Origin of the sequence: Marinicauda algicola, from assembly GCF_017161425.1 — a bacterium.
Taxonomy (GTDB): domain Bacteria; phylum Pseudomonadota; class Alphaproteobacteria; order Caulobacterales; family Maricaulaceae; genus Marinicauda; species Marinicauda algicola.
Genome location: NZ_CP071057.1, coordinates 1,866,480 through 1,892,632 on the forward strand (window position 1 = coordinate 1,866,480; position 26,153 = coordinate 1,892,632).

The window sequence follows — 26,153 nt, forward strand, 5'->3', positions numbered from 1 at the left end:
GTGGCGGCCCCGTCAGTCCGGCGGATTGTGGCGCTGAAGGAACCCGATCAGCGCCCGGTAGAGCTGGAGCTTCTGGTCGTAGGTCATGCGGTAGGAGTGATGGACGCCGTCCTCGATCGCGACCAGTTCGTAGGGCTTGCCCGCCGCACGCAGCGCCTCGGCCATCGCCTCGGCCTGCTGGTAGGGCACGATCAGGTCGTCCGTGCCGTGAATCAGCAGGATCGGGGCCTCAATTCTCGCGGCGTGGGTGGTCGGCGAGATATCGATCAGGTGATCGCGGTTCACCCGCCAGTCGGTGATGTACTCGCTCCAGTAGTCGACCGCCGCGCCGTCGTGGCGGGTCTCGGCATAGCGCATCATCGAGGGCAGGTCGGAGACGGCCGCTCCCGCGATCGCGCAGCGATAGAGGTCGGGGAACATTGCCGGATTGGCGAGCGCCTGGTACCCGCCATAGCTCCAGCCCCAGATGCAGATCCGGTCGGGCGCAACGATGCCGCGCTCGACCAGGGCGAGCGCGCCATCGGCCACGTCGGCGACCATCTTGCCGCCGAACTCGCCGTGCCCGAGCCGGACGAAGTCGCGTCCGAACCCGTCAGACCCGCGGAACTGCGGTTGCAGCACGGCATAGCCGTAGCTCGCCAGCAGCTGGCTCCATTCGTCGAAGCCGAAATAGTCGCGCGCCTCGGGACCGCCATGCGGCATCACCACCAGCGGCAGATCGGAGGGATCGCGATCGCGCGGCAGTGTGAGATAGGCCATGATCTCCAGCCCGTCGCGCGCCGTGTAGTGGACCACTTCCACCGGATTCACGTGCTCGGGGCCGAGACCCCTGCGCCGGCTGGCGATGAGGGACATTGCGCCCTCGCCCCGGTCGAGCAGATAATAATCGCCCGGCGTCGTGTCGCCCTCGATGTAGACGACGACCCGGTTGAAGGCCAGATCCCAGCTGGACAGGCTCACCTCGTCGTCTGGGAACATCTGCTCGAGCGTGGCGTGCAGCTCGGCGAACTCGGGATCGAAATAGACGATGTTGGGCTCGCCCTCGTGCCAGCTCGCCCCGATAACCGCGTTGTCGCGCCAGTCGATGAGCGCAGTGTATACATCGGCGACAGGCGAGGCGATGACCCGGTCGGTCAATTCGCGTGTCTCCAGATCGATCGTGCGCAGGACGGTGCGATTGTCGTCCACGCGCTGCCAGAACCAGGCCTCCCGCCCGTTGCGGTCCATCCCGAGCACGTTGGAGATGGTGCCCAGATATCGCTTGCCGCGCCGGCCGTAGCGCTCGATCGTCAGCTTTTCGTCGTGGATGTGCGTCCAGCGATGCGTGTCGCCGAGGCGGGCATAAACGTCGATCTCGTAGGATTCATCGTCGAAATCCACCCGGATGACCGGCTCGTGACTGGTCCCGAGGCGGTAATAGGACGTGTCCTGATTGCCGATATCGATCCGGCGCCGCGAGCGCCGATCGCCCAGCTGGTGCCGGAATATGCCGGTGGTGAAGCCGATCGCGTCCTCGTTGCTGAGATTGGCCGCCATCGTATTTCGGTCGTCGCGCAGTACCGGCAGCTCGACGATGATCTCGTCCGGCCGCTCGGGGACGATGCTCACGATCTCGGCATAGCTGGAGAGTTCGTAGTACTCGACCGTGTCCACGTTCAGGATCAGCGTCCGGCGCACGTCCGTGCGGTCGTCGCCCGCATCCACCATGCGCCGGTCCGCGAACACGACCTGGATGAACACGTCGCTGAGCCAGCTCACCCCCATCACGAAGCCTTCCCCGAGCGGGATCGGCTTGCTCTCCCCGGTGGAGAGCGCGTGGACAAGCGCGAAGCGGTTGCCGTGATCGGTGCCGGCCAGCATGACGAGCCGGTCTCCGTTCGGCGAAATGTCCACCGAGCTGATATCGTCGAATTCGGCAAAAGCCTCCAGCGGAGGAGGCTCGGCGGCCGACACGCTCCCGGATGATACGAACAGCAAGGCGATGACGGCGATCCAGCGCATACGGTTTCCCCTCTCCGACGCAAACAATCAGACGCCATCCTATCGCGTGACACGGGAGCGGCAATATCTATTCTACTATCTCTTATTGAATTGGCCCGCCCCGCGAAGCGCAGCCGGGCCGGAACGCGCAGCGCCGCCGATCGCTTAGAGCGGCGAAGCCCATCGGGAGCGCTGTGCCGTGACTGCAACCAGATGCGTGCCCTTCGCCGTCCTTCTCCTCGGCACCTGGCCGGCTACGGCCAGCGCCCAGCTGTTCAAGATCGGCCCGGTCGATGTCGGCGCGGCGGTGCGCCTGAACGTGCTGTCGAAGAGCTGGGAGACGCGCGAGACGCGGTTTCCGCGTGCCGACGCCGAGTTCGACACCGCCCGGCTGGAACTCAATCTCGACCATGCCTCCGGCTGGATCGGTTCGGCGCAGTGGCGGGTCTATTACTACGACGAGACCGGGCGCTTCACCTCCTTCCCCCACCATGCCTGGCTCGGCTACGAGAGCGAGACGCTGGGCACGGTGAAGGCGGGTATCCAGCAGGTCCCGTTCGGCCTCCTGCCCTATGCGGCCAACAGCTATTTCTTCTCCATCGCCTACTATGCGGGCCTCGAGGACGATTACGACTTCGGCCTCAGCTGGTCGCAGAGCGAAGGCGGCTGGCGCGTCGATACGGCCTGGTTCCCCTCCGACGAAGGCGACTGGTTCGGCGAGAGCGAGGACAGCGCACGCTATTCCTACGACGTGGTCTCCGGCTTCGGGCGCCGCGACGACGAGGCCGGGCAGCTCAATGCGCGGGTCGCCTGGTCGGGCGCGCCGGGGATCGGCGACAGTCTGGAACTCGGCGTCTCGCTGCAGGCCGGGCGCATCCCCAACGCCGTCACCCGCAGCGACGGGCATCATCTCGCCGGCGCGGCCCATGCGCGCTGGCGTGAGGGGCCGTGGGAGCTGAAACTTCAGGCGACCGCCTACGACTACGAGCTGGCAAGCCCGCCCGGCGCCGAGGACGATGTCGTGGTGATGGGCGCCTACGACTTCCCCTACCAGGTCGCCGCGGACGGGCGCATCTGGTCGGCGGCGCTCTCCTACGAGGTGCCGCTGCAGGGCCGGTGGATGACGTCCTGGCTCGACGGGCTGACCGTGTACGAGGATTTCAGCGTGCTGACGAAGTCCAGCAGCGCGTTCGAGGCCTCCTACCACAACGTGATCGGCGCCGCCTTCGACGTGAAGGGGCCGCTCTTCGTCTATGCCGATTTCGCGGCCGGCAAGAACAATGCCTGGCTCGGCCCCAATTTCTCCGACGCGCTCGCCGGCGGCGGCACGGACGAGTGGGAGCGAAGGGTCAACATCAATTTCGGGCTTTATTTCTAGATCCGCCTCCCGCTCACATCTGCGTCAGGCGCGTTGAGACGGGCGCACGGGCGGCCTAGCTTCACGGCGTACCCGCATCGCTGCTTTCAAGGCCGCCATGAACCATTCCGTGCCGATCCTGCCGTTCACCGATCCGGACGTGACCGCCAAGGGCGAGGCGCGCGCCTCGGTGGCCTTCGACCGCCTGGAAACGCTGTGGTTCAACACCGGCTCGCTGTGCAATATCGAGTGTGCGCACTGCTATATCGAAAGCTCGCCGACAAATGACCGGCTGGTCTATCTGACCGCCGGCGAGGTCGCATCCTATCTCGACGAGATGGACACGATGGGGCTCGGCCCCGTCGAGATCGGCTTCACCGGCGGCGAGCCCTTCATGAACCCGGACATGATCGGGATGGCGCAGGACGCGCTGTCGCGCGGCCACCGCGTCCTGATCCTGACCAATGCGATGAAGCCGATGATGCGCCCGAAGGTGCAGGAGGGCCTCATCGCGCTGAGAGAGCGGCATGGCGACAGGCTGACCCTTCGCATCAGCCTCGATCATTTCAGCGCCGGCAACCACGACGAGGAGCGCGGGGCGGGTACCTGGCAGATCACGCTGGAGGGCATGATCTGGCTTGCGCGCAACGGCTTTGCCATGACCGCGGCGGGCAGGAGCCTGTGGGACGAGGACGAGGCGAGCGCCCGGAAAGGCTTCGCGGCGCTGTTCGAACGCCACGCGATCCCGATCGATGCGTTCAAACCGGCCGAACTCGTCATCTTTCCGGAGATGGACCCGGGCGGCCATCCGCCCGAGATCACCACCGCCTGCTGGGACATCCTGTCCAAGGACCCGTCCGAGGTGATGTGCGCGTCGAGCCGCATGGTCGTCAAGCGCAAGGGGGCGAAGGCCCCGGTCGTGCTGTCGTGCACGCTCATCCCCTACGATGCCGGGTTCGAGATGGGCGATACGCTGGAAGCCTCGCTGAAGCCGGTGAAGCTCAATCACCGCTTCTGCGCCCAGTTCTGCGTGCTCGGCGGGGCGAGCTGCAGCTAGCCCGGCGCGCGGAAATGCTTGGCGAGCTTCAGGCCCTGCGCCTGGTAGTTCGAGCCCGCCGTTCCGTAGGGCGTCTCGACCGCGCCGGCCATCGGCTCGTAGACCAGCTTCGCCACGGCCTGGCCGTGTTCCAGAATGAAGGGCACGTCGCGGCCGCGCACCTCCAGCACGGCGCGCGCGCCCTTGCCGCCGGCGGTCTCCACCCCGAAGCCGGGATCGAAGAAGCCGGCATAATGGGCGCGGAACTCGCCGATCTCCGGCGCGATGGGCGCCATCTCGGCGGCTTCGCCCAAGGGGATTTCCACCGCCTCGCGGCTTGCCAGGATGTAGAATTCGCCCGGGTCGAGCACGATATGGCCGTCGATGGCGTGGAGCGGCTCCCAGAAGGCGGCCGGATCGTGCGCGCCGACCTTCTTCAGGTCCACCAGCGGGCTGTGGCGCTTGGCGCGGTAGCCGACCGGCCCGCCGTTCGCCGGAGCCAGGTCGACCGAGAGCGTGACCGAGCGGGTTGGCGCATGCGCGCCGCGCCGCAGCCTTGCCTGGACCAGCCGGTCGCCGGGCCGGGCGAGGATGGAGAAGGTGCGCGGGCAGATCTCGACATAGAGCGGGCCCGCATAGCCGGCCGGAACCTGATCGAACGCCTCCGCCCCGTCCCCGATCACCCGGGTGAAGACGTCGAGCCGGCCGGTCGAGCTCTTCGGGTTCATCGCCGCGGCGACGTCGCCGGGAAGGGCGATGCGCTCCGCCAGCTCGGCGAGATAGACGCAGCCCGTCTCCAGCACCGCCCCGCCGGTGAGGTCGATCTCGTGCATGGTGAAATCGGACTGCAGCCGCTCGGATACGCGCCGGCCCGAGCCGGGCAGGAAGCTCGCCCGAAGACGCCAGACTCTCGTTCCCAGCCGGAGATCGAGGCTCGCGGGCTGGATCTGGTCGGCATCGAGGGGATGCCCGGCCATGATCGCGCCCTCGTCGAACAGGGCGCGCAGCGCGCGATCGGGCAGGATTCCAGGCGTCGGGGCCATCAGCCATCCTCGGGTCCGGCGGATCGCCGGCTGCAGGTGAATCGCCGGCTCGTGATCAGGAAACGAGGTTTTCAACCCTGCGGCCCGCGAGTCCAGCCCCGAACGCTGAACCCTGCCTCTTGAGTATCGCCCCGTCCGGGTGTCTCATCGCGCCTGAACTGCGCTTGAGGAGCGGCGGGGATGTACAAGAGCGAGACGCGCGGCGTCGTGATCAAGGTCGAGCCGGATTATCTCGAGGAGGAGTCCGAGCCCTCCGAGAACCGCTATATCTGGGCCTACACGGTCGAGATCGAGAACCAGGGGCCGGAGACGGTCCAGCTGCTGACCCGCGAATGGCAGATCACCGATGCGCGCGGGGTGACCGAGATCGTGCGCGGCGACGGGGTGGTGGGCGAGCAGCCCGTGCTGAAACCCGGCGAGCGCTTCCGTTACACGTCGGGAGCGCCGCTCGCGACCTCGTCGGGCTTCATGCGGGGCCATTACGGCATGCGCGCGAGCGGGGGAGAGACCTTCGCGGCGAGCATTCCCGCCTTCGCGCTGGACTCCCCCTACGACCGCATGACGTTCCACTAGGCCTGGCAGGGACGGTCCACAGTGAACGATTCCACCCGGACCGTCCTGTTCGTGCTCGGCGTGATGCTCGCCGCCCTCTCGGTGGCCAAACTCATCCCCGCGGTCGTCGACCTGCAGTCGGACGCGGCCTCGGCCCACGCCTTCCTGGGCTCTGCGACGGTGGGCGGCTTCATCGGCGGGGTACTGGCGCTGATGACGCGCGGCGGGGCCAAGACGCTGACCGCCCGCGGGGCGATCCTGGTGACCGGCGGATCCTGGGTGGTGATGGCGATCGCCGCCGCGGTGCCGCTGAAGCTCGCCGTCACCGGCATGAGCTGGACGGACGCGCTGTTCGAATCCACCTCCGGGCTCACCACGACGGGCGCGACGGTGATGACCGGGCTGCAGGACCAGCCCGCCGGGGTGCTGATCTGGCGCTCCATCCTGCAATGGATCGGGGGCATCGGCATCATCGTCACGGCGATGGCGATCTGGCCGCTGCTCGGCATCGGCGGCATGCAGCTCTTCCGCCTGGAATCCTCCGACACCTCGGAGAAGGCGCTGCCGCGCGCCGGGCAGATCGCGGCGGCGGTGGGCGTGATCTACCTGGTCCTGACCTTCATCTGCTTTCTCGCCTACATCGCCACCGACATGACGCCGTTCGACGCCGCCGCCCACGCGATGACGACGGTCGCGACCGGCGGGTTCTCCACCCATGACGGCTCGATCGGGGCGTTCGCGGCGGGCGGGTCGGACCTCGTCGCGCTGGTCTTCATGATCCTCGCCGCCCTGCCCTTCGTGCTATTCCTGCGCGCCGCGCAGGGCCGGCCGGACTATCTGTGGACCGATCCGCAGGTGCGCGGCTTCATCGGCGTGGTCCTCGCCGCGAGCGCGTTCCTGACCGCCTGGCTTTTCCTCACCGATCCGCCCCTCGGCCAGGACCTGCCGGCCTGGCGGCTCGCCGCGGTCAATGCGGTCTCCGTGCTGACCGGCACCGGCTATGCCAGCGCCGATTTCGGCCTGTGGGGCGGGGCGGCGGTGGCGGTCTTCTTCGTGCTGATGTTCATCGGCGGGTGCGCGGGATCGACCACCTGCTCGGTGAAGCTCTTCCGCTACGAGATCGCCGGCGCGGCGCTGCTGCGCCAGGTCGAACTGCTCGCGCGCCCGCGCGTCGTGCGCCCGGTGCGCTACGGGGGGCGCGCCGTCAGCGACGACACCGTGCGCTCGGTGCTGAGCTTCTTCTTCGTCTTCTTCACCACCTGGGTGGTGTCGGCGGCGGCCCTGTCGCTGATCGGCCTCGATCCAGTGACCGCCATCTCCGGCGCCGCGACCACGATCGCCAATGTCGGCCCGGGCCTCGGCCCCATCATCGGCCCGGCCGGCACGTTCCAGCCTCTGCCCGATGCGGCCAAATGGGTGATGACCCTGACCATGCTGATCGGCCGGCTGGAGGTGTTCACGATGCTGGTGCTGCTGACGCCGGGGTTCTGGCGGAGGTAGCGCGCCTACCGTCCCGCCGCCTCCACATCCTCCGGCGCGAACGTCCAGTCCTTGTTGCAGTACTCGCAGGTCATGACGATCCTGCCGTCCCTGGCCATGTAGTCGCGGTCCTCGGGCGGGAAGCTGGCAAGGATGCGCATCAGGCGTTCGGCCTCGCAGGTGCAGCGCCTGGTGACCGGGCGCTGCGACTGCAGGCGCACGCCGTCCTCGTGGAAGAGGCGGTAGAGAAGCCGGCCCGAGGCGACATCCGGATCGAGCAGCTCGGCGTCCTCGATCGTGTCGAACAGGGTGCGCACGTGCTCGAAGTCTTCGTCCTGGCTGGCGCGCACATCGTCGCCGGCGAGGCGCTGAATCATCGCCCCGCCCGCGCGCCAGGCGCGCTTGCCCTCGCCGGCATAGTGTTCGCCGACCGCCAGGCGGATGCGGGTGTGCAGCTGTTCGGACTGGTGGAAATAGTGCTCGGCGCAGGAAGCGAGCGAGGGCCCGTCGAGCGAGACGACGCCCTGATAGGGCGCCATGTCCGGGCCCTGGTCGATCGTCATGGCGAAATGGCCCTCCCCCAGCAGGGCCTGCGCGCCGGGACGCGCGCCGCGTTCGATCTCGAGCGCGGCGACCTTCCCGGCATCGAACTTGGCAAAGCCGCGCACGCCCTCGCCGGGCACGTAGTCGGCCACGACGAAGGAAACCGCGCCCTTGCCCTCGATGCCGCCGGGATTCGTGTTGCCGCCGGAGGCCTGGATCACGAGCCGGCCCTCGAACTTCATGGCATCGCCGATCAGCAGCGCGAGCAGCGCCGCCTCGCCGACGAGTGAGGCGACCGAAGGCGGGTAATCGTGAGCGGACAGGATCTCGTCGATTACCGGGCCCAGCCGCGCAACGCGCCCGCGCACGGGCAGCTCGGCGAGCTGGAAGCCCGCGACGATGTCGTCCCCGGCGCCCAGCGCGTCGAGGCCGGGCGTCTTGATGTCGGCTGCCATGAAGGAAGCTCCGTCTAGAGCGTGATCAGGTGAAGCGAAAACCGGTTCACCAGTTCGACCACGCGACCACTCAAGAGTGCCAGAATCAGATCGCTTCGACCTGGAGCGATCTCGTTCTAGCCGGGCTCAAGCTCGCTCAGGGCCGCGTCGAGCGCCTCGACGGCCTGGCGGGCATGGGCCTCTTCGATAACCAGCGGCGGGGCCATGCGGGCGACATTGTCGCCGGCCGCGCCGATCAGGAGATGGTTATCGCGGGCATGCTTTGCCAGTGCCTTGTTCACATAGCCCTCCTTCAGCTTCAGTCCGAGCAGCAGGCCGCGCCCGCGCACCTCCTCGACCTTGGCCGAATGGGCGTCCTTGAGCCACTCCAGCTGCTGGCCGAAGAAGTTCGCGACCTCGACGACATGATCGAGGAAGCCCTCGCGGGTCAGCTCGTCATAGACGACATTGCCGACCGCCATGGCGAGCGGGTTGCCGCCGAAGGTCGAGCCGTGCGTGCCGACCACCATGTGCTCGCCGCAGGCGTCGGTGGTCAGGCATGCGCCCATCGGGAAGCCGCCGCCGACGCCCTTGGCGACCGCCATGATGTCCGGCTTCGCCTCGCCGGCCCATTCGTGGGCCCACAGCTTGCCGGTGCGCCCGGCGCCGGACTGGACCTCGTCATAGATCAGCAGAAGCTCGTGCGCGTCGCACAGGCGCCGGATCTCGCGCAGCGTCGCGTCGGGGAAGGGGCGCACCCCGCCCTCTCCCTGCAGCGGTTCGAGGCAGATCGCCGCAGTCTCCTCGGTGATGGCCGCCTTCAGCTCCTCCATGTCACCGAACTCGATCTGGTCGAAGCCCTCCATGCGCGGGCCGAAGCCCTCGAGGTATTTCGGATTGCCGCCGGCATTGATGGCGCCGTAGGTGCGCCCGTGGAACGCGCCGGTGAAGGTGATGATGCGGTACTTGTCCGGCCGGCCCTTGGCGTACCAGTAATGACGCGCGGTCTTGAGCGCGCACTCCATCGCCTCTGCCCCGGAATTGGTGAAGAAGACCCGGTCTGCGAAACTGTCGCGGCAGTATTTCTCGGCGAGCTCGATCTGGCCGGGCACGCGGAACATGTTGGACGTGTGCCACAGCTTCTCGGCCTGGTCTTTCAGCGCCTTCACCGCCTTGGGATGGGCGTGGCCGAGCGCGTTCACCGCGATGCCGGAGATGAAGTCGAGATACTTCCCGCCGCCCTTCTCGAACAGATAGACGCCCTCGCCCTTCACGAAGATTTCCTCGGGGGGCGAATAGGTCTCCATAAGAGGCTTCGGCATGAACGGCTCCGTGCGCTTGGAAAGGGAGTTCGGATCGCGTGAGGTGTAGGCCCGCCGCTTCAGCTCTTCAAGCGCCAGCCGGTGCGCAGCGCCAGATAGCTCAGCGCCCCCAGAACGAGGTTGAGTCCCAGGATGACCGCGGCACCGACGGCGAGATTGCCGTCGTGATAGCCGGTGAAGCCGTAGCGGAAGCCGTCGATCATGTAGAAGACCGGGTTGTAGTAGCTGATCGTCAGAAAGGGCTCGGGCAGGATGGTGATCGAGTAGAACGTGCCCGACAGGAAGGCGAGCGGCATGATGACGAAGTTCGTGATCACCGCGAGATGGTCGAACTTCTCCGCCCACACCCCGGCGATCAGACCGACCATGCCGAGCACGCTTGCCGCGCCGAGGCCGTAGAAGGCGACCGCCCAGGGATGGGCGATGCCGACGCCGACGAAGGGCTCGATGACGAGCGCCGTGGCCGCCGCCACCAGGACCCCGCGGGTCATCGCGCCGGCGATGAAGGCGACGGCGAGCTCGGCCGGCGAGATCGGCGGCATCAGGAAGTCGACCGCGTTGCCCTGAACCTTCGCCACGATCAGCGAGGAGGAGGAGTTCGCGAAGGCATTGTTGATCAGCGCCATCATGACGAGGCCGGGTGCGAGGAATGCGGTGAACGGGACACCGCCGACATCGCCGCGGCGCGCGCCGATGGCGAGCGCGAACACGGTCATGAAGAGTAGCGTCGTCGCGACCGGAGCCAGGATGGTCTGGAAGCTCACCTTCAGGAAGCGGCGCACCTCCTTCTTGTAGAGCGTCCACAGCCCGAGCCAGTTCACCGCCCCGATGCGGCGCGGCGCCGGGGCCGGCCGGGCCGGCGCAACGCCATCGCCGATGCGTGCGGTGTCTGAGCTGCGGGCTTGATCACTCATGCGCGACTCCCTGTAGAGCAGGTTCGCGCCTGATCTAGCACGCGAGGGCGAGGAAACGCGAGGTGCGCCGCAGCGGAGTTATCCACGGTCGAATCACTGCGGCATCTTGTGCCTCAACCGCTTCTGGATACTGTATCTGGTGTCGGGCCCAAGATGTTGGGTTTTCCACAGACTGACCTACCAGACATGGTAGGCTCAGCCAGGGCCGGACACGGAAAGCAGCGTAACGAGGCGAGGAGCGCACCGCCATGGCCTGGACCGAAGAACGTGTTGAAACCTTGAAGAAACTCTGGGCTGACGGCCTCAGCGCCAGCCAGATCGCCAAGCAGCTCGGCGGCGTCACGCGCAATGCGGTGATCGGCAAGGTCCACCGGCTCGGTCTGTCGGGCCGCGCGGCGCCCTCGCGTCCGGCCCGGCGCCCTGCGCCGAAGCCCGCCCCGCGTCCGCGCGCCCAGCCGGCCGCGCCGGCCAGCACCGCCAAGCCCCAACCCTCCACGCCCGCACCGGCGCTGCGTCAAGCAGCGGCGCCGATCGAGGCAGAGCGCCTGGCGAGCGGGGAATACGCGACGGTGCTGACGCTGAAGGACTCCATGTGCAAGTGGCCGATCGGCGATCCGGCCGACACGACCTTCCGCTTCTGCGGCCGCCGGTCGGGTCCCGGCCAGGCCTATTGCGAGGCCCATTCGCAGATGGCCTACCAGCCGCAGGCCAAGCGCAAGCGCAAGCCCACCGACGACGCCCGCGCCGTGCTCGACAGCCTGGCCGGCGCCCGCAAGGTGAATTTCTAATTTCTTCGGTTCAGCCCCGAACCGGACGCCCGGGACCGCGAGGTCCCGGGCCTTTTTTCAGCTTTTCCAGCGCAAGGTGGTCTCGCCCTTGACCGGGTTGTCGAAGCGGGCGGGATCGCCCCCGGCGTCGGCCCAGTTCTTCTTCATGCGGAAATACCATTTCGCCTGGGTATCGGCGTCCGGGATGAGCATGAGGCGCGGATTGAAGCGCAGGCCCTCGTTCTGCTTTTCCACGATCACCCGGTCCTGGTTCAGGAAGGCCTTGCTGAATGCGACCATCAGCGGCTTGAAGACCTTCAGCACCGGATGATCCCAGTAGAGGAGCTGGGTCACTTCCGTGGTCTTCTCGTCGATCGGGGTGACCACGGTGAGCGAGGTCACGAAGTACTTGCCGACGCGGATGTACTCGGTACGCACGCCGGGAATGCGGAACACGATCTCGGTGACCGGCTTCCCGCCGAGCCATTTGTAGGCGAACGAATTGCTCGACGGAGGGTGGCTCTTCATAACCCAGCCGCGCTCGGCCGGAGCGAAGGTCTTTTCCTTCTCGTAGGTGGATTTCGAGGTGCGCCAGTACCAGGACTGGTGCACGTAGGGCCCGTGGGCCGGGTCCATCAGGCCGATGATCGCATTGTCGAGATGGCAGTCGAACTTCACGACATAGGTGAAGTTGGGGCTCGCCTCACCCGCGCCGGGCACCTCGGGCGGGCCGAACTCCGGCTCGGGCGCTTCCGACAGGGCCGCACCCTCCACGGGACCGGAGGCGATGAACACCCAGACCAGCCCGTTGCGCTCGCGCACCGGGTAGCGGCGCACCCGGATCTTGGAGATGTCCATCTCCTGGCCCGAGACCAGGGAGGGGATGGCGGTACAACGCCCTTCCGGGCCGAAGCGCCAGCCGTGATAGGGACATTCCACCTCGTTGCCGCCGGCGACCATGCGCCCGTAGGAGAGCGGAATGCCGCGGTGCGGGCAGATGTCGCGCAGGGCGAAGGCACGCCCCCCGGCGTCGCGGGCGAACAGGATGGGCTGGCCCATGATGATCTTGCGCACCGGCTTGCCGCGCTTCAATTGCGCGGCCGGCAGGCCGAGATACCAGATATCGGTGAGAAAGCCGGTCGAATCGAGCATCGCGAAAAATCCGCTGAAACGGGAGGGACTTTGACTAACCCGTCCGGCGGCGGGTGGCCAGTGCGCCCTTTCGCCCTACTCCGCGTTCAGCGCATAACCCGCCGAGCGCACGGTGCGGATCGGGTCGGGTCCCTCCACCTTGCCGAGCGCCTTTCTGAGCCGGCCGATATGGACGTCGACCGTGCGGGCCTCGACATAGACGTCCGCGCCCCACACCGCGTCGAGCAGCTGCTCGCGCGAGAACACGCGCCCGGGATGCTGCATCAGATAGTCCAGCAGGCGGAACTCAGTCGGCCCGAGATGGATCTCCTCGCTCTTGCGCAGCACGCGGTGCGACACCCGGTCGATCGTGATGTCGCCGTGCGTGACCTTGTCGTCGGCGAGACCGGGCCGGATCCGGCGCAGCACGGCGCGCACCCGGGCGAACAGCTCCTTCATCAGGAAGGGCTTGACGATGTAGTCGTCCGCGCCGGTGTCGAGGCCGCGGATGCGGTCGGCCTCCTCGCCGCGGGCGGTCAGCATGATGATGGGGATGTTGCGCGTCTCCTGCCGGCCGCGCAGGCGCCGGCAGACCTCGATGCCGGACACCTTGGGGAGCATCCAGTCGAGAAGGATCACGTCGGGCTGGCGCTCCTCGACCAGCATGATGGCCTCCTCGCCGTCCGCGGCGAGGGAGACCCGGAAGCCTTCCTTCTTGAGATTGTACTGAAGCAGCTCTGCAAGCGCGTCTTCGTCCTCGACGACCAGAACGTGCGGCGTCATCTCCCCCGGTCCTTCTATTCAGGCAGTTCCGGCCGCGGGCCGCGCGGGCGTTCGCCCTTCAGCTCGGTACCGGTGACCGCATAGTGGATTTCCTCGGCAATGTTGGTGGCGTGATCGCCAATCCGTTCCAGGTTCTTGGCGATGAAGAGCAGGTGCGCGCCAGGACCGACCAGCGCCTTGTCCTCCATCATCTGGGCGATGACGTCGCGGAACAGGGCGTTGTAGTGCTCGTCCACGTCCTCGTCGCGCTCCCAGACGCCGACCGCGTGCTTGATCTCGCCGCTGGCATAGGCGTCGAGCACCTGGCGCAGATGGCCCTGCACCAGCAGGCCCATGCGCTCCACGGCCGGGGTGGCGGGCAGCGGATCGGTCTTGTTGAGCACCTTGGTGCGCCGCGCGGTCGACTTGGCGAGATCGCCGATGCGTTCCAGGTCGGACACGATCTTCAGCGCCGCGATGACGATCCTGAGATCGCTCGCCATGGGCTGGCGCAGGGCGAGCAGGCGCACGATCTGCTTCTCGATCTCGCGCTGCATCGCATCGATGCGCGCATCGCCCTCGACGACCTTGGCAGCCAGCTCGGCATCCCGGTTGAGCACCGCCTCCATGGCGCGCGAAACGGCGTCCTCGGCGAGACCGCCCATGCTTGAGACGTCCGCGGTCAGCTTCTCCAGCTCCTCGGAGAAGGCCTTCACGGTATGCTGGTGCTTGCTCAGTTCGTTCATGGCGAACGCTTTCTGTTGTCATTGGCCGCGTTTCTGGCGCGCGGCTCGGGTGTGATCAGCCGAAGCGGCCGGTGATGTAGTCCTGGGTGCGGCTGTCGTGCGGGTTTGTGAACATCGCCTCGGTCGGCCCGTACTCGACGAGATGGCCGAGGTGGAAGAAGGCGGTCATCTGGCTCACCCGCGCGGCCTGGGCCATCGAGTGGGTGACGATGATGATGCAGTAGTTCTCGCGCAGCTCGTCGATCAGCTCCTCGATGCGCGCGGTGGCGATCGGGTCGAGCGCGGAACACGGCTCGTCCATCAGGATGACCTCCGGATTGACCGCGATGGCCCGCGCGATGACGAGGCGCTGCTGCTGGCCGCCCGACAGCGAGGTGCCCGGCGCGCCGAGACGGTCGGAGACCTCGTTCCACAGCCCGGCCTTCTTCAGGCTCTCCTCCACGATCGCGTCGAGCTCGTCGCGCCCGGAAGCGAGGCCGTGGATGCGCGGCCCGTAGGCGACATTGTCGTAGATGCTCTTCGGGAACGGGTTCGGCTTCTGGAACACCATGCCGACGCGGGCGCGCAGCACGACCGGATCGACGGAGCGGGCATTGACCTCCTCGCCGTCGATCTTCACCGAGCCGGCCACCCTGGCGGTCTCGATCGTGTCGTTCATGCGGTTGATGCAGCGCAGGAAGGTCGACTTGCCGCAGCCGGACGGGCCGATGAAGGACGTCACGGACCGGTCGGGAATCTCTATCGAGACGCCGTGCAGCGCGGCCTTGTCGCCATAGGTCACGGTGACCTTTTCGGTCGCGACCTTGACCGGGCCGGGCAGCGGATCGTCGTGATAGACGGTCGCCTCGTTCGCGCGCGTCTGGGCAGTATCGTTCACGCTTACCATCTCCGTTCGAAGCGGCGGCGCAGATAGATCGCGACCGCATTGAAGAGCACCATGAGGACGAGCAGGATCAGGATCGCCGCAGCGGTCTTGGCCTCGAAGGCGCGCTCCGCGCCGCTCGACCAGAGGAAGATCTGGACCGGCATCACCGTCGCCGGCTCGGTCAGCCCGCTCATGCCGAGCGTCGGGGGGTCGGCGATGAAGGCGACCATGCCGATCATCAGGAGCGGCGCGGTCTCCCCCAGCGCCTGGGCCAGGCCGATGATCGAGCCGGTCATGATGCCGGGCATCGCCATCGGCAGCACGTGGGCGAACACCGCCTGGGTGCGCGAGGCCCCGACGCCGAGCGCGGCTTCCCGGATCGAGGGGGGCACGGCCTTGAGCGCCGCTCTCGAAGAGATGATGACGGTGGGCAGCGTCATCAAGGCCAGCACGAAGCCGCCGACCAGCGGGGCCGATCGCGGCATGCCGAACAGATTGATGAAGACTGCAAGGCCCAGCAGGCCGAAGACGATGGAAGGCACTGCGGCGAGGTTGTTGATGTTGACCTCGATGAGATCGGTGAAGCGGTTCTTCGGCGCGAACTCTTCCAGATAGATCGCCGTGCCGACCCCTACGGGGACCGCCATCAGCATGGTCACGATCATCGTCAGTACCGAGCCGATGATCGCGCCGCGCACGCCGGCGAGCTCGGGCTCCCGGCTGTCGGCGTTGGTGAAGAGCAGCCAGTTGGGTCCGCTCGTGACCAGGCCGCGCTCCTCGAGCACACGTGTCCACACGATCTGCGCATCGGAGATGCGCCGGCCGGCCGGCGGCGTCTCGAGACGCCATTCGGTCCAGCTGGACAGGGTACCGGCGGCGTCCGGCGCGATCAGCACCGTGCCTTCGGCCGTGCGGCCTCCATCGAAGATGCGTTCGATCTTAACCACCCCGTCGCCGGCACGCACCATGAGGCTCGCCATCTGCGGGCCCAGCGCGATTTCCGCGCCCTCTTCGAGGCGCGCGCGCAGGGCCTCGGCCTCGACGCGGGCGCGTTCGGCCTCGGCCTGCGCGGCGGCGCGCTCGTCCTCTGTGACGGCGGCCTCGGCCCGGGCCGCGGCATCTCTCGCGCGCGCCTCGGCCGCTTCGGCGGCCGCCACGATGTCCTCGCGCAGCCCGGCGAGGAAGGGCTCGAAGACCGGCGCCTGTGCAGTCAGCGTGGCGTCGCCGCCGTCCAGGACGAGTTCGATCGGTGTCTGGTGCCCGATGAAGCGCTCGCCCGTCGTCAGACCCTTCAGATAGAGGTCCGCATCGTCGGAGATCGGCATCGAGAACTCGATCGTCTCTCCGACGAGATCGGGATTCTCCACCACCTGGCGCAGCAGCGTCGCGGCATTCACGGCCGTGTAGAGGCCGAACAGCTCGCGCAGCTCGCTGCGCCCCGTGACGGAAGGAAACTGGTCCTGCAGGGACAGCTGCAGCAGGCGATTATAGCTGCCCGCGCGCAGGGACTGTTCGCTGCGATCTCCCTGCGGGTCGGCCATCTCCTCCTGGATCGTCACCGGCAGGGTGAGCGTGTACTGCGTGAAGGCGGGGATGGCCTGCAGCACGATCGAACCGATCAGCACGACGAGAAAGACGACGGCGAGCGCGATCGCGCCGATGCCATAGGCCTGGAATCGCCGCTCTGCCCGGTGGCGGCGGGCGAGGCGGCGCTCGACGGCGGCGCGGATCGAGCTCTGGTCGGGCGCGTCAGTCATATTTTTCCCGGTAACGCTGCACCACGCGCAGGGCGATGATGTTGAGGATGAGGGTGAGCACGAAGAGCACGAGGCCGAGCGCGAAGGCCGAGAGGGTCTTCGGACTGTCGAATTCCTGGTCGCCGGTCAGCAGCATGACGATCTGCACGGTGATCGTGGTCACGCTCTCGAGCGGGTTCGCGGTCAGGTTGGCGCCCTGGCCGGCGGCCATCACCACGATCATGGTTTCTCCGACCGCACGCGAAATCGCCAGCAGCACCGCGCCGACGATGCCAGGCAGGGCGGCCGGCATCACCACCTGGCGCACGGTCTCCGACTTGGTGGCGCCCATCGCATAGGCCCCGTCTCGCAGGGACTGGGGCACCGCGTTGATGACGTCGTCGGCGAGCGATGAGACGAAGGGGATGATCATCACGCCCATCACCAGACCGGCCGCGAGCGCGCTCTGGGTGACCGCGTCCTCGTAGCCGAGGAAGAGCAGCGCGTCGCGCAGGAGCGGCCCGACGGTGAGGAGCGCGAAGAAGCCGTAGACCACCGTGGGGATGCCGGCGAGAATCTCGAGGACGGGCTTGGCCCAGGCGCGCAGGCCCGGCCCGGCGTATTCGGACAGGTAGATAGCCGCGAACAGGCCGACCGGAACGGCCACGATCATCGCGATGAGGGTGATCAGGGCCGTGCCGGCGAACAGCGGCACCGCGCCGAAGGCGCCGGACTGGCCGATCTGGCCCTCGCGGATCGCGATCTGCGGGCTCCACTGCGTGCCGAACAGGAACTCGGTGACGCGCCAGTCGATGGCGGAAAAGAAGCGAATCGACTCGAACAGCAGGGACAGGACGATTCCGACCGTCGTCGCCACGGCAATCACCGAGGCGCACAGGAGCACGAAGGAGATCGCCCGCTCGACGCGGTTGCGCGCGCGGAAGCTCGCCGAGACGCGGCCGCGGGCATAGCTGAGCCCGCCGATCGCGATGGCGAGCGCCCCCAGTCCGATGGCATACTTGAACAGTTGCTCGTAAGGGCGCAGCGCGCTGGCGAGCGCGCGGACCTCCGGGGTGTCCTGGCTTGCCACCCCTTCCTCGAAGGCCAGTGCGCGTGCATCCCGGACCATGACCTGCCGTCGCTCCGGACCGAGACGCTCGTAGAGGAAGCCGGCGCGCGCGGACGCGTCTTCAGCACTTTCCAGCACGGTCTGCGCAAGCGCCTCGCGCCGCGCCTCGATCTCCGCTGCGAGCGCGTTCGCCTGCGAGGATGCCGCCGACAGGCGTTCGGCCGGGGCCTGCGCCGGGAAGCCTGCCTCGGCAGCAAGCATCTGCCGCCCGTCCGCGAGCGCCTCCTCGGCGCGCCCGGCCTGACCGCGCATGCTGGCGAGTTCCGCCTGCAGCGCGGCAATCTGCTCGTCCTGGCCGATCTCCTGCTCGTAGCGCGCCTCGAGCGGTGCGGCGGCGCGCTGCAGTTCGGACAGGGCGAGGGAATTGACGAGATCGGCGCCGAACATGCCGTAGAGCGTGAGCAGCAGGAAGGCCGGCGCGCCGGTCCACAGGGCGATGTAATAGCCGTAATAGCTCGGCAGGGAGTGCAGCCGGGCCGGGCGCCCTTCGCTCACGGCGAGCGCGCGCCGGCGCCCGACGAGAAAGCCGACGGCGGTCAGGACCAGCAAGATCAGCGCGGTGAACAGGGATACCTGCATGAATCGTCCGAATGCGTCGCGATCGGGAACCGCGCCTGCATGCCCACGGGACATCCACGCGCAGGGGGCCCTTTCGGGCGCGGCGGACCATGAAGAGGATCGGCTTACGAAATATGACAGGTCTGCTACGGTTTTGTGACACCCGCGGGCCTGTCTGGTGACAGCCTATTCCGCCGCCTCGCCCCTGCCGGGCTCACGCGATGCGGTGTCGCCCGTCTGCGCCGCCTGCCGCATCGGGAAGAAGACCGAGAAGACCGAGCCCTTCTCCGGTGCGCTTTCCACAGTGAAGCCGCCGCGGTGGCGCGTCACGATATGCTTGACGATGGCAAGGCCAAGCCCGGTGCCGGAGGTGGGGCTGCTCTTCTGTCCGCCGACTCGGAAGAAGCGCTCCGACAGGCGCGGCAGGTAGCGCCTGTCGATTCCCTTGCCCCGGTCCTGGACACGCACGACGCCGTAGCGCGAATCGGTGCTCAGCGGCGGCGCGGCGATGGTCAGCCGGCCGGACTCATCCGATATCCGCGTCTCGGCGTGTTCCGAAGCGTCGCGCGTCAGCCCGCCGTGAACGCTGATACACACCCGGCCAGCGTCCTCGGAATACTTCAAGGCGTTCTCCACCAGGTTCTCGATCACCTCGTAGAGCTGGTCGCGCTCGCCCTGCACCAGGACCGGTCCGTCGGGCCGGCGCAGTTCGAGCGAGATGCCGCGCGGCTCGGCCACGGGGGACAGCGCATTGACGACCTCGCGCGCGAGTTCGGCGAGATCGGCCTCCCCGGACGGGGCGAGGTGCTCGTTCATCTCCACCCGGCTCAGCGACAGGAGATCGTCGATCAGCCGGCGCATCCGCTCGGTCTGATCGTACATGATGGACAGGAAGCGCTCCTGCGCGTCCGGGTCCTCACGCGCCGGCCCGCGCAGCGTCTCGATGAACCCCGAAAGCGAGGCGAGCGGCGTCCTCAGTTCGTGGCTCGCATTGGCGAGGAAGTCGGCGCGCATGCGTTCGGCGCGCTTGGAGGACGTATCGTCGGCCAGCACCAGCATGGCCCGCCACGGCATCGGTCCGGGCAGGTCGAGGCGGATCGGCTCGACGAAGGCGCGCACATGGCTCTCGATCGGGGCCAGGGTGGAATATTCCACCGACTGGCCCTTTTCCCCGCGCAGCGCGGCGCTCACCGCCTCGAGAACACGCGGCTGACGCAGGCTCGCCGAGAGCAGGCCGCCTTCCGCGCCCAGGCCGAGGAACGCGCGCGCCGCCGGGTTGGCCCGCTCGATGCGCCCGCCCACCCCGATCAACAGGACCGGCACGGATATGCGCTCGAGCATCAGCTCGGCGACCTCCGCGCCGGCCGGGCGCATCGGCCGGACGGCCGCCGGTTCGACCTGCGGCTGGGCGGAGGTGATCGCGGTCAGGTAATAGACGAAGGCAAGCGCCGCGAGCGCCAGGGAAGCCCCGAAAAACGGGGCGAAGTCGATCGTGCCCGCCGCGAGCAGCACGGCAAGGATCAGCACCCCCAGCCCGCAGGTCGCCGCGACATCCCGACGCCGCGGCCGGTCGGGCGGCGGCTTGGACCAGTGCGAAGCCTTGTCTCGAGTTGATGCCATGAACGGTAGATAACATGTGTTCATGACGGCGCGGTATGGGGTTGTCACATTTCCACACTGCCAAGATGAATTTTCTGTAATTCGAGAGATTTTTAGCGTTTTTCGATAAAAGTTTGTTGACTTTCGGGATTGCCGCGATAGGGTCGGCGACGGTCGATTAAGAAAACAACATAAAGGAGAGGCCCTTGCTCCGGCAGAGTCTGCTCATAACTGCGTCCCTCACCCTCGCCGCCTGTGCCGGGGTGCCCGATCTCGCACAACCGCCTGTGCTCGATGCACCGGGCGAGTTCCGGTCCGAGCCGGAGCAGGCGCTGCCCGCGCCCGGCGACTGGGTTGCCGGATTCGGCGACCCTGCGCTCACCGCGCTCATCGCCGAGGCACTCGCCGCCAATCCAACGGTGGAGGCTGCCGAGGCAAGCCTGGCGGCGGCACGCGCCTCCGCACGCGCCGCCGGAGCGAGCCGTCTGCCCTCGGTCGAGGCGAGCTCGGGCGCGAGCGCCAGCGATACCCCGACCGGCTCGAGAGAGACATACAGCCTCGGGCTGAACCTCTCCTGGCAGGTCGACGTCTGGGGCCGGCTGACCGACCAGGCGCGCGCCGGCGCGCTCGGCGCCGAGGCCGCCGCGGCCGATCTGTACGGCGCGCGGCTGACCATCGCCGGCGCCACCGTGAAGAGCTGGTTCGCCCTCATCGAGGCGCGCGAGCAGACCGAACTCGCCCAGCGCGATGTCGACACGCGCACCCGGCAGCTGGAAATCGTCCAGCGCCGCTTCGAACGGGGCGTGGCACGCTCCTCCGACGTGAGAACGGCCCGCTCGGCGCTGGCCATTTCCCAGGCGACGCTCGCCAGCCGCGAACGCTTCGAGGCCGCCTCCGCGCGCGCGCTCGAAGCCCTGCTCGGGCGCTATCCGGGCAACACCATTTCCCATGCCGGGAGCCTGCCGCAGCTGGCACCGCTGCCCGAGCCCGGCACGCCGCAGACCCTGATCGAACGCCGGCCCGACATCGTCGCCGCCGAGGCGCGCCTGGCCGCCGCCGGCTACTCGGCCTCCGCCGCGCGCAAGGCGCTCTATCCGGGCCTGTCGATCGGCGGCGGGGCGTCGAACCAGGTCTCCGACGCCGGCGACCTGCTCGATCCCGATTTCCTCGTCGAGACCGTCTCGGCCTCGATCCTCGCGCCGATCTTCCGCGGCGGCGCCCTGCGTGCCGAGCGCGACCGCACCGAGGCCGTCGCCCGCCAGCTTGCCGCCCGCTATGTCGATACCGCGCTGACCGCGCTGCGCGAGGCCGAGGATGCGATCCATGCCGACCACACGCTGGAGCAGCGCGTGGAGGCCCTGATCGTCGCCCAGAGCGAGGCCCGGGCCGCGCTCGACCTGGTCGAGCGCCAGTATGCCAGCGGCGTCGCCACGATCTTCGAGCTGATCGACGCGCAGACGCGCCTCATCAATGCCGAAGCCCAGCTGATCACGGCCCGGCGCGAGCGCGCCGCCAACCGGGTCGATCTCCATCTCGCCATCGCCGGGGACTTCGCCGCCGGCGGCGGCATCACCGGCGCCAGCAACTAGAACGCCTGCAGAGCGAATACAGAAAAAAGAAACGAGGTTGGTCATGAGCAAGCTTGTCGGTCGTCTGACCCTATTCGGCGCCCCCCTTCTGGTCGGCGCCCTCTTCATCGTCCTTTTCACGGTGCTCTTCGCCACGAAGCCCGAACCCGAGCGCGCCGAGGTAGAACCCCGTCCCTCCGCCGTCTTCGTCGCGCAGGCCGAGGCCGAGCCGGTCCAGCTCGTCGTGCGCACGCAGGGCGAGGTCCGTCCCCTGACGGAGATCGATCTCACCGCGCAGGTCGCGGGGCGGATCGACTACGTCGCGCCGAACTTCGTCCAGGGCGGCTTCTTCCGCGCCGGCGAGACGCTGGTGCGCCTGGAAGACGCCGATTACCGCCTGGCCGTGACCCGCGCCGAGGCGCTCGTCGCCCAGCGCCGCCAGCAGCTCACCCGCGAGGAGGCCGAGGCCGAACTCGCCGCCGAGGAATGGGAATCGCTGGGCGAAGGGGAGGCCTCCCCGCTCACCCTGCGCGTACCCCAGCTCGAAGAGGCGCGCGCCCAGCTCGCCGCGGCCGAGGCGAGCCTCGCCGAGGCGCGGCTCAACCTGTCGCGCACCCGAATCTCCGCCCCGTTCGACGGGCGCGTGCGCGCCAAGCTGGCCGATCTCGGCCAGTATGTCGGGCCGGGCACGCGCATCGGGCGCGTCTTCTCCACCGGCAAGGCGGAAATCCGCCTGCCGCTCAGCGATTCGGAGCTGGAAACGCTCGGCATGCCGCTCGCCTTCCAGGCCAGCGAGGAGGTCGACGGTCCGGACGTGACCCTGTCGGCGGTACTCGCCGGCGAACGCCGCGAGTGGCAGGGCGAGGTGGTGCGCACCGACAGCGCCATCGATCCCCAGACCCGCACGCTCTACGCCATCGTCGAGGTGGACGATCCCTACGGGAGTGCCGCCGAGGCGGCCGGTGCGCCGCTTGCCATGGGCCTGTTCGTCGAGGCGGCGATCGAGGGCCGCGCGATCGAGCGCGCCTATGTCCTGCCGCGCAGCGCGCTGCGCGGGGAGAACGAGATCTATGTCGCCAACCGCGACGGCACGCTCTCCATCCGCACCGCCGAGGTGATCGACGCCAATTCCGACGAGGTCGTCCTGGCCTCGGGCGTTCAGGAGGGCGAGCACGTCGTGATCTCGCCCATCCGCGCCGCGGCGGAGGGCATGCGCATCACCCCGCTCGGCCCGGACGGCGAGCCGCTCGACGGCTTCGGCCCGAGCGAGCCCGAGGATGAGAGCCAATCCGACACCACCGGCGAAGACGCCGCCACCGTGGCGCGCGCGGGCTGAGCCCGGCCGCGCACCCGAGCAAACGCGTCAAGGAGCACACCATGGTCCAGAGACCTGAAGAGCAGACACATCGCGGAATTCTCGCCTGGTGGGCGCGCAATTCCGTCGCCGCGAACCTCCTGATGATGATCGCCCTCATCGGTGGCGTGATCGGCTTCTTCTCCATGCAGAGGGAGAACAACCCGGCCGCCACCTTCCCGGGCGCGACCATCTCCATGTCCTGGCCGGGCGCCTCGCCGCAGGACGTGGAGGAGCAGATCATCGTGCGCATCGAGGAGGCGCTGTCCGACCTCGACGGCGTGGAGGAGATCACCGCCACCGCCAGCGAGGGCTCCGCCCGCGTCTGGGTCGAGGGCAAGTCGAGCGTGGACAAGGACTGGTTCGTCGACGAGATCGAGCGCCGCGTGAACACGGTGAACAACCTGCCGCGCGACGCCTATCGCCCGATCGTCAGCCAGTGGATGAACCAGGACCAGATCGCCGGCTTCGCCCTGCACGGGGATATCGACCGGCGCGAGCTGCAGCGCATCGCGCGGGAAATCCGCGACGAGGTCTCCACGACCGTACCCGAGGTCTCGCTCGTGGACATCATGGGCGTCCTGCCCGAGGAGGTCGCGATCGAGGTGTCCGAGGCGAGCATGCGCCGCTACGGCATCACCTTCTCCGAGGTCGCGCGCGCCATCGCCAACTCCTCGATCAACACCTCCGCGGGGTCGGTGCGCACCGATCTCGGCGACGTGCGCATCACCGCGCGCGAGCTCGCCGACACCCGCGAGGAGTTCGAGAACATCGTGGTGCGCCAGACCCCCGAAGGCGGCACGATCCGCGTCGGCGACGTGGCCACGGTCATCGACAATCTCGCCGACGCCAATCTCAACGCCACCTTCAATGGCCAGCAGATGGTGATCATCGCCGTGCGCTCCACGGGCAATTCGGACATCATCACCGTCTCCAACGGGCTGAAGGCCTATATGGAGCGCAAGAACGAGGAATTGCCGGATTCCGTCCAGCTGTCGGAATGGTGGGACGGGGCCGACCAGTTCAACTCCCAGCTCACCGTGATCGGCAATTCCGCACTGATGGGCCTCGGCCTGGTCCTCCTGGTCCTGATCCTGTTCCTGCGCCCGATCGTGGCGTTCTGGGTGACGGTGGGCATCGCGGTCGCCTTCGCCGGCGCCTTCATGGTGCTGCCGATGCTCGGCATCACGCTGAACTTCCTGTCGCTCTTCGCCTTCCTGATCGTGATCGGGGTGGTCGTGGACGACGCCATCATCGTCGGCGAGAACATCCACAACCGCGTGGAACGCGGCGAGGAAGGCCTCACCGCCGCCGTCGTCGGCGTGCAGATGGTCGCCAAGCCGGTGATCTTCGCGGTGATCACCACCATGATGGCGTTCGCGCCCTGGATGATGCTGTCCGGCCCGGAGGTGCAGTTCACCGGCCAGATCTCAATCGTCATCATCACGGCGCTCGCCTTCTCGCTGATCGAATCCCTCCTCATCCTGCCGGCCCACCTCTCCCATATCGGGCCGCAGAAGACGGACGGCTTCTTCGGACCGTTCATCAAGCTGCAATCGGGTCTGGCCGACAGCCTGACGAGCTTTGCACGCAACGTGTACGGCCCGCTGCTCGCCTTCTCGATCCGCCAGCGCTACGCCACGATCGCGCTGTTCATCGGCGTGTTCGCCCTGGCGATCGTGCTGATGGCGACCGGACGCGTGCCCGCGCGCTTCATGCCGGAGATCGAGAGCGACCTGATCCGTGTGAACATCCAGCTCGCCGAGGGCACGCCCTGGTCTCGCACCGAGGAGATCCGCGCCCGTCTCGACCATGCCGAGGAAGTGGTCCAGGCCGCCTATCGCGAGGAATTCCCCGGCGAGCGCGACATGCTGATCAACCGCTCCACGCTCGCCACCGATGGCAGCGTGCGCGCCTGGATCAACATCGCGCCGCCGGAGGACCGGCCGGGCAACCTGCCCACCGCCGAGGTCGCCCAGCGCCTGCGCGATGCGCTCGGCCCGGTGCCTGACGCCGAGGAGATCCGCTTCGACTCCACGCTGAACCAGCAGGGCCCGGCGATCGAGTTCGCGATCAATCACCAGGACCTCAACGTGCTGCGCGATGCGGCGGCGGACCTGAAGGAAAGACTGCGCTCCTACGAGACGACCTACGATGTCGTCGACAACCTGCAGACCAGTGCCGACGAGTTGCGCCTGTCGCTCAAGCCCGACGCGCACGCGCTCGGCCTGACGCTGAACGACGTGACGACGCAGGTCCGCCAGGCCTTCTACGGCCAGGAGGTCCAGCGCCTGCCGCGCGACGGCGAGGACGTGCGGGTCATGGTGCGCTACCCCCGGGAGGCGCGGAACAGCCTGGATGCGATCAACAATCTGCGCATCCGCACGGCCGACGGCCGGGAGGTCCCGCTCGCCGCGGTCGCCGAGGCCGAGTTCGCGCCGGGCATCAACCGGATCCAGCGCCGCGAGCGCCAGCGCACCGTGACGGTGAGCGCGGAGCTGACCGATCCCGATGCCGCCCGCCAGATCCGCCAGGAACTCAACGAGACCTTCTTCCCGCAATGGGAGGAGCGCTATCCGGGTGTCTCGATCGGGGCCATCGGCGATGCCCAGGGCGAACAGGAGTTCATCGCCGAGGTGATGAACCTGCAACTCGTCATGATCGCGCTGATGTACGTGCTGCTGGCGGTCGCCTTCGGCTCCTACTGGCAGCCTTTGCTGATCATGACGGCGATTCCCTTCGCCTTCGCCGGCGCGGTGTTCGGCCATCTCCTGCTCGGAGTGCCCTTCGCCATGTTCTCGAGCTTCGGCATCGGGGCGGCGGCCGGCATCGTGATCAACGACAATCTCGTGCTCGTCGACTTCATCAACCGGCTGCGCGATCGCGGCGTGGGCGCCTTCCAGGCCCTGGTCGACGGCGGGGTGCAGCGCTTCCGCCCGATCCTGCTGACGACGGTGACGACCTTCATCGGGGTGCTGCCGATGATCGCGGAACGCTCGACCGCGGCGCAGTTCCTGAAACCGATGGTGATCGCGCTCGGCTTCGCGGTGATCTTCGCCCTGTTCCTGACCCTGTTCCTGGTGCCCGCCCTCTACGCCGTCGGCGTCGATGTGCGCCGCTCGGTGGTGGGGCTGTGGACCGGCCAGAAGCTGCCCGGGATCGGGTCGAGCTATTCCGGCCACGTCTCGACCAAGGGCGAGGAGATCGATGTCGGCCATGCTGCCGGCCAACCCGCCGAATAGGCATGACCTCGCCGGGGCGGGCATCTGCCCGCCCCG

20 protein-coding genes are annotated in these 26,153 nt (G+C 67.9%); 8 read left to right on the forward strand and 12 right to left on the reverse strand.

The annotated features are described in order from the left end of the window. Window positions 1-12 precede the first annotated feature (12 nt). Window positions 13-2,001: an alpha/beta hydrolase family protein gene (locus JW792_RS09410; protein ID WP_135995969.1), complete on the reverse strand. Its 1,989-nt coding sequence runs from the start codon at window positions 1,999-2,001 to the stop codon at window positions 13-15. 178 nt (window positions 2,002-2,179) lie between these two features. Here JW792_RS09410 and JW792_RS09415 point away from each other — a divergent pair, with 178 nt between their 5' ends. Then, window positions 2,180-3,358: a hypothetical protein gene (locus JW792_RS09415; RefSeq protein WP_135995968.1), complete on the forward strand. Its 1,179-nt coding sequence runs from the start codon at window positions 2,180-2,182 to the stop codon at window positions 3,356-3,358. Window positions 3,359-3,455: 97 nt separating this feature from the next. Then, window positions 3,456-4,394, forward strand: a complete 939-nt coding sequence (locus tag JW792_RS09420) for a radical SAM protein (protein ID WP_135995967.1) — start codon at window positions 3,456-3,458, stop codon at window positions 4,392-4,394. On the opposite strand, the gene JW792_RS09425 is transcribed toward JW792_RS09420, so the two are convergent. Next, complete coding sequence (locus JW792_RS09425) at window positions 4,391-5,416, reverse strand: 2'-deoxycytidine 5'-triphosphate deaminase (RefSeq protein ID WP_135995966.1); 1,026 nt, start codon at window positions 5,414-5,416, stop codon at window positions 4,391-4,393. The two genes, JW792_RS09420 and JW792_RS09425, sit on opposite strands and share 4 nt — an antisense overlap. 180 nt (window positions 5,417-5,596) lie before the next feature. Here JW792_RS09425 and apaG point away from each other — a divergent pair, with 180 nt between their 5' ends. Together apaG and JW792_RS09435 are read left to right on the forward strand one after the other, a co-directional pair. After that, window positions 5,597-5,989, forward strand: coding sequence for a Co2+/Mg2+ efflux protein ApaG (gene apaG, locus JW792_RS09430; protein ID WP_135995965.1), 393 nt, complete (start codon window positions 5,597-5,599; stop codon window positions 5,987-5,989). Window positions 5,990-6,010: 21 nt separating this feature from the next. Next, entirely contained in the window at window positions 6,011-7,468 is a 1,458-nt protein-coding gene (locus JW792_RS09435) for a TrkH family potassium uptake protein (RefSeq protein ID WP_135995964.1), read from the forward strand. A 5-nt stretch (window positions 7,469-7,473) separates the two neighbouring features. Here JW792_RS09435 and JW792_RS09440 read toward each other — a convergent pair whose 3' ends face one another. The 3 genes from JW792_RS09440 to JW792_RS09450 all read right to left on the reverse strand — a co-directional run bounded on the left by JW792_RS09440 (window position 7,474) and on the right by JW792_RS09450 (window position 10,660). Beyond that, entirely contained in the window at window positions 7,474-8,445 is a 972-nt protein-coding gene (locus JW792_RS09440; protein ID WP_135995963.1) for an Hsp33 family molecular chaperone, read from the reverse strand. Between the two features lie 116 nt (window positions 8,446-8,561). Further along, window positions 8,562-9,746 carry an aspartate aminotransferase family protein gene (locus tag JW792_RS09445; protein WP_135995962.1) on the reverse strand — a complete coding sequence of 395 codons (1,185 nt, stop codon included), beginning with the start codon at window positions 9,744-9,746 and terminating at the stop codon, window positions 8,562-8,564. 59 nt (window positions 9,747-9,805) lie between these two features. Further along, window positions 9,806-10,660 carry an ABC transporter permease gene (locus tag JW792_RS09450; RefSeq protein WP_135995961.1) on the reverse strand — a complete coding sequence of 285 codons (855 nt, stop codon included), beginning with the start codon at window positions 10,658-10,660 and terminating at the stop codon, window positions 9,806-9,808. 248 nt (window positions 10,661-10,908) lie between these two features. On the opposite strand from JW792_RS09450, the gene JW792_RS09455 reads away from it, so the two are divergent. After that, window positions 10,909-11,448, forward strand: a complete 540-nt coding sequence (locus JW792_RS09455; protein WP_135995960.1) for a GcrA family cell cycle regulator — start codon at window positions 10,909-10,911, stop codon at window positions 11,446-11,448. Window positions 11,449-11,505: 57 nt separating this feature from the next. Here the strand turns inward: JW792_RS09455 and JW792_RS09460 are convergent, their stop codons facing one another. The 7 genes from JW792_RS09460 to JW792_RS09490 all read right to left on the reverse strand — a co-directional run bounded on the left by JW792_RS09460 (window position 11,506) and on the right by JW792_RS09490 (window position 19,974). Continuing rightward, window positions 11,506-12,579, reverse strand: a complete 1,074-nt coding sequence (locus JW792_RS09460; RefSeq protein WP_135995959.1) for an aromatic ring-hydroxylating oxygenase subunit alpha — start codon at window positions 12,577-12,579, stop codon at window positions 11,506-11,508. A gap of 75 nt (window positions 12,580-12,654) precedes the next feature. Beyond that, entirely contained in the window at window positions 12,655-13,341 is a 687-nt protein-coding gene (gene phoB / locus JW792_RS09465; RefSeq protein ID WP_135995958.1) for a phosphate regulon transcriptional regulator PhoB, read from the reverse strand. 14 nt (window positions 13,342-13,355) lie between these two features. Continuing rightward, window positions 13,356-14,066, reverse strand: coding sequence for a phosphate signaling complex protein PhoU (gene phoU, locus JW792_RS09470; RefSeq protein ID WP_135995957.1), 711 nt, complete (start codon window positions 14,064-14,066; stop codon window positions 13,356-13,358). A 55-nt stretch (window positions 14,067-14,121) separates the two neighbouring features. Then, the gene (gene pstB / locus JW792_RS09475; protein WP_135995956.1) at window positions 14,122-14,952 is read right to left on the reverse strand and encodes a phosphate ABC transporter ATP-binding protein PstB; all 831 of its coding nucleotides are present in this window, start codon (window positions 14,950-14,952) and stop codon (window positions 14,122-14,124) included. Further along, the gene (pstA, locus tag JW792_RS09480) at window positions 14,946-16,688 is read right to left on the reverse strand and encodes a phosphate ABC transporter permease PstA (protein WP_135995955.1); all 1,743 of its coding nucleotides are present in this window, start codon (window positions 16,686-16,688) and stop codon (window positions 14,946-14,948) included. Before pstA ends, pstB begins: the two co-directional genes overlap by 7 nt. After that, entirely contained in the window at window positions 16,681-18,375 is a 1,695-nt protein-coding gene (gene pstC, locus JW792_RS09485; protein ID WP_135995954.1) for a phosphate ABC transporter permease subunit PstC, read from the reverse strand. The genes pstA and pstC overlap by 8 nt, the downstream gene beginning before the upstream one ends. 165 nt (window positions 18,376-18,540) lie before the next feature. Further along, window positions 18,541-19,974, reverse strand: coding sequence for a sensor histidine kinase (locus JW792_RS09490; RefSeq protein ID WP_135995953.1), 1,434 nt, complete (start codon window positions 19,972-19,974; stop codon window positions 18,541-18,543). 185 nt (window positions 19,975-20,159) lie between these two features. On the opposite strand from JW792_RS09490, the gene JW792_RS09495 reads away from it, so the two are divergent. The 3 genes from JW792_RS09495 to JW792_RS09505 are packed head-to-tail and all read left to right on the forward strand — an operon-like array spanning window position 20,160 to window position 26,117. Next, on the forward strand, window positions 20,160-21,542 hold the full coding sequence (locus JW792_RS09495) for an efflux transporter outer membrane subunit (RefSeq protein ID WP_135995952.1): 1,383 nt from the start codon (window positions 20,160-20,162) through the stop codon (window positions 21,540-21,542). Window positions 21,543-21,585: 43 nt separating this feature from the next. Then, complete coding sequence (locus tag JW792_RS09500; RefSeq protein ID WP_135995951.1) at window positions 21,586-22,857, forward strand: efflux RND transporter periplasmic adaptor subunit; 1,272 nt, start codon at window positions 21,586-21,588, stop codon at window positions 22,855-22,857. Between the two features lie 41 nt (window positions 22,858-22,898). After that, a complete protein-coding gene (locus JW792_RS09505; protein WP_135995950.1) occupies window positions 22,899-26,117 on the forward strand; it encodes an efflux RND transporter permease subunit in 3,219 nt (1,072 codons plus the stop codon). Window positions 26,118-26,153: the final 36 nt, after the last annotated feature.

Coding starts and splice junctions, on each gene's coding strand:
- JW792_RS09410 (WP_135995969.1), bottom strand. CDS start 2,001: ATGCGCTGGATCGCCGTCATCGCCTTGCTGTTCGTATCATCCGGGAGC.
- JW792_RS09425 (WP_135995966.1), bottom strand. CDS start 5,416: ATGGCCCCGACGCCTGGAATCCTGCCCGATCGCGCGCTGCGCGCCCTG.
- JW792_RS09460 (WP_135995959.1), bottom strand. CDS start 12,579: ATGCTCGATTCGACCGGCTTTCTCACCGATATCTGGTATCTCGGCCTG.
- phoB (WP_135995958.1), bottom strand. CDS start 13,341: ATGACGCCGCACGTTCTGGTCGTCGAGGACGAAGACGCGCTTGCAGAG.
- JW792_RS09420 (WP_135995967.1), top strand. CDS start 3,456: ATGAACCATTCCGTGCCGATCCTGCCGTTCACCGATCCGGACGTGACC.
- pstA (WP_135995955.1), bottom strand. CDS start 16,688: ATGACTGACGCGCCCGACCAGAGCTCGATCCGCGCCGCCGTCGAGCGC.
- JW792_RS09490 (WP_135995953.1), bottom strand. CDS start 19,974: ATGGCATCAACTCGAGACAAGGCTTCGCACTGGTCCAAGCCGCCGCCC.
- apaG (WP_135995965.1), top strand. CDS start 5,597: ATGTACAAGAGCGAGACGCGCGGCGTCGTGATCAAGGTCGAGCCGGAT.
- JW792_RS09440 (WP_135995963.1), bottom strand. CDS start 8,445: ATGGCAGCCGACATCAAGACGCCCGGCCTCGACGCGCTGGGCGCCGGG.
- phoU (WP_135995957.1), bottom strand. CDS start 14,066: ATGAACGAACTGAGCAAGCACCAGCATACCGTGAAGGCCTTCTCCGAG.
- JW792_RS09500 (WP_135995951.1), top strand. CDS start 21,586: ATGAGCAAGCTTGTCGGTCGTCTGACCCTATTCGGCGCCCCCCTTCTG.
- JW792_RS09450 (WP_135995961.1), bottom strand. CDS start 10,660: ATGAGTGATCAAGCCCGCAGCTCAGACACCGCACGCATCGGCGATGGC.
- pstB (WP_135995956.1), bottom strand. CDS start 14,952: ATGGTAAGCGTGAACGATACTGCCCAGACGCGCGCGAACGAGGCGACC.
- JW792_RS09505 (WP_135995950.1), top strand. CDS start 22,899: ATGGTCCAGAGACCTGAAGAGCAGACACATCGCGGAATTCTCGCCTGG.
- pstC (WP_135995954.1), bottom strand. CDS start 18,375: ATGCAGGTATCCCTGTTCACCGCGCTGATCTTGCTGGTCCTGACCGCC.
- JW792_RS09455 (WP_135995960.1), top strand. CDS start 10,909: ATGGCCTGGACCGAAGAACGTGTTGAAACCTTGAAGAAACTCTGGGCT.
- JW792_RS09445 (WP_135995962.1), bottom strand. CDS start 9,746: ATGCCGAAGCCTCTTATGGAGACCTATTCGCCCCCCGAGGAAATCTTC.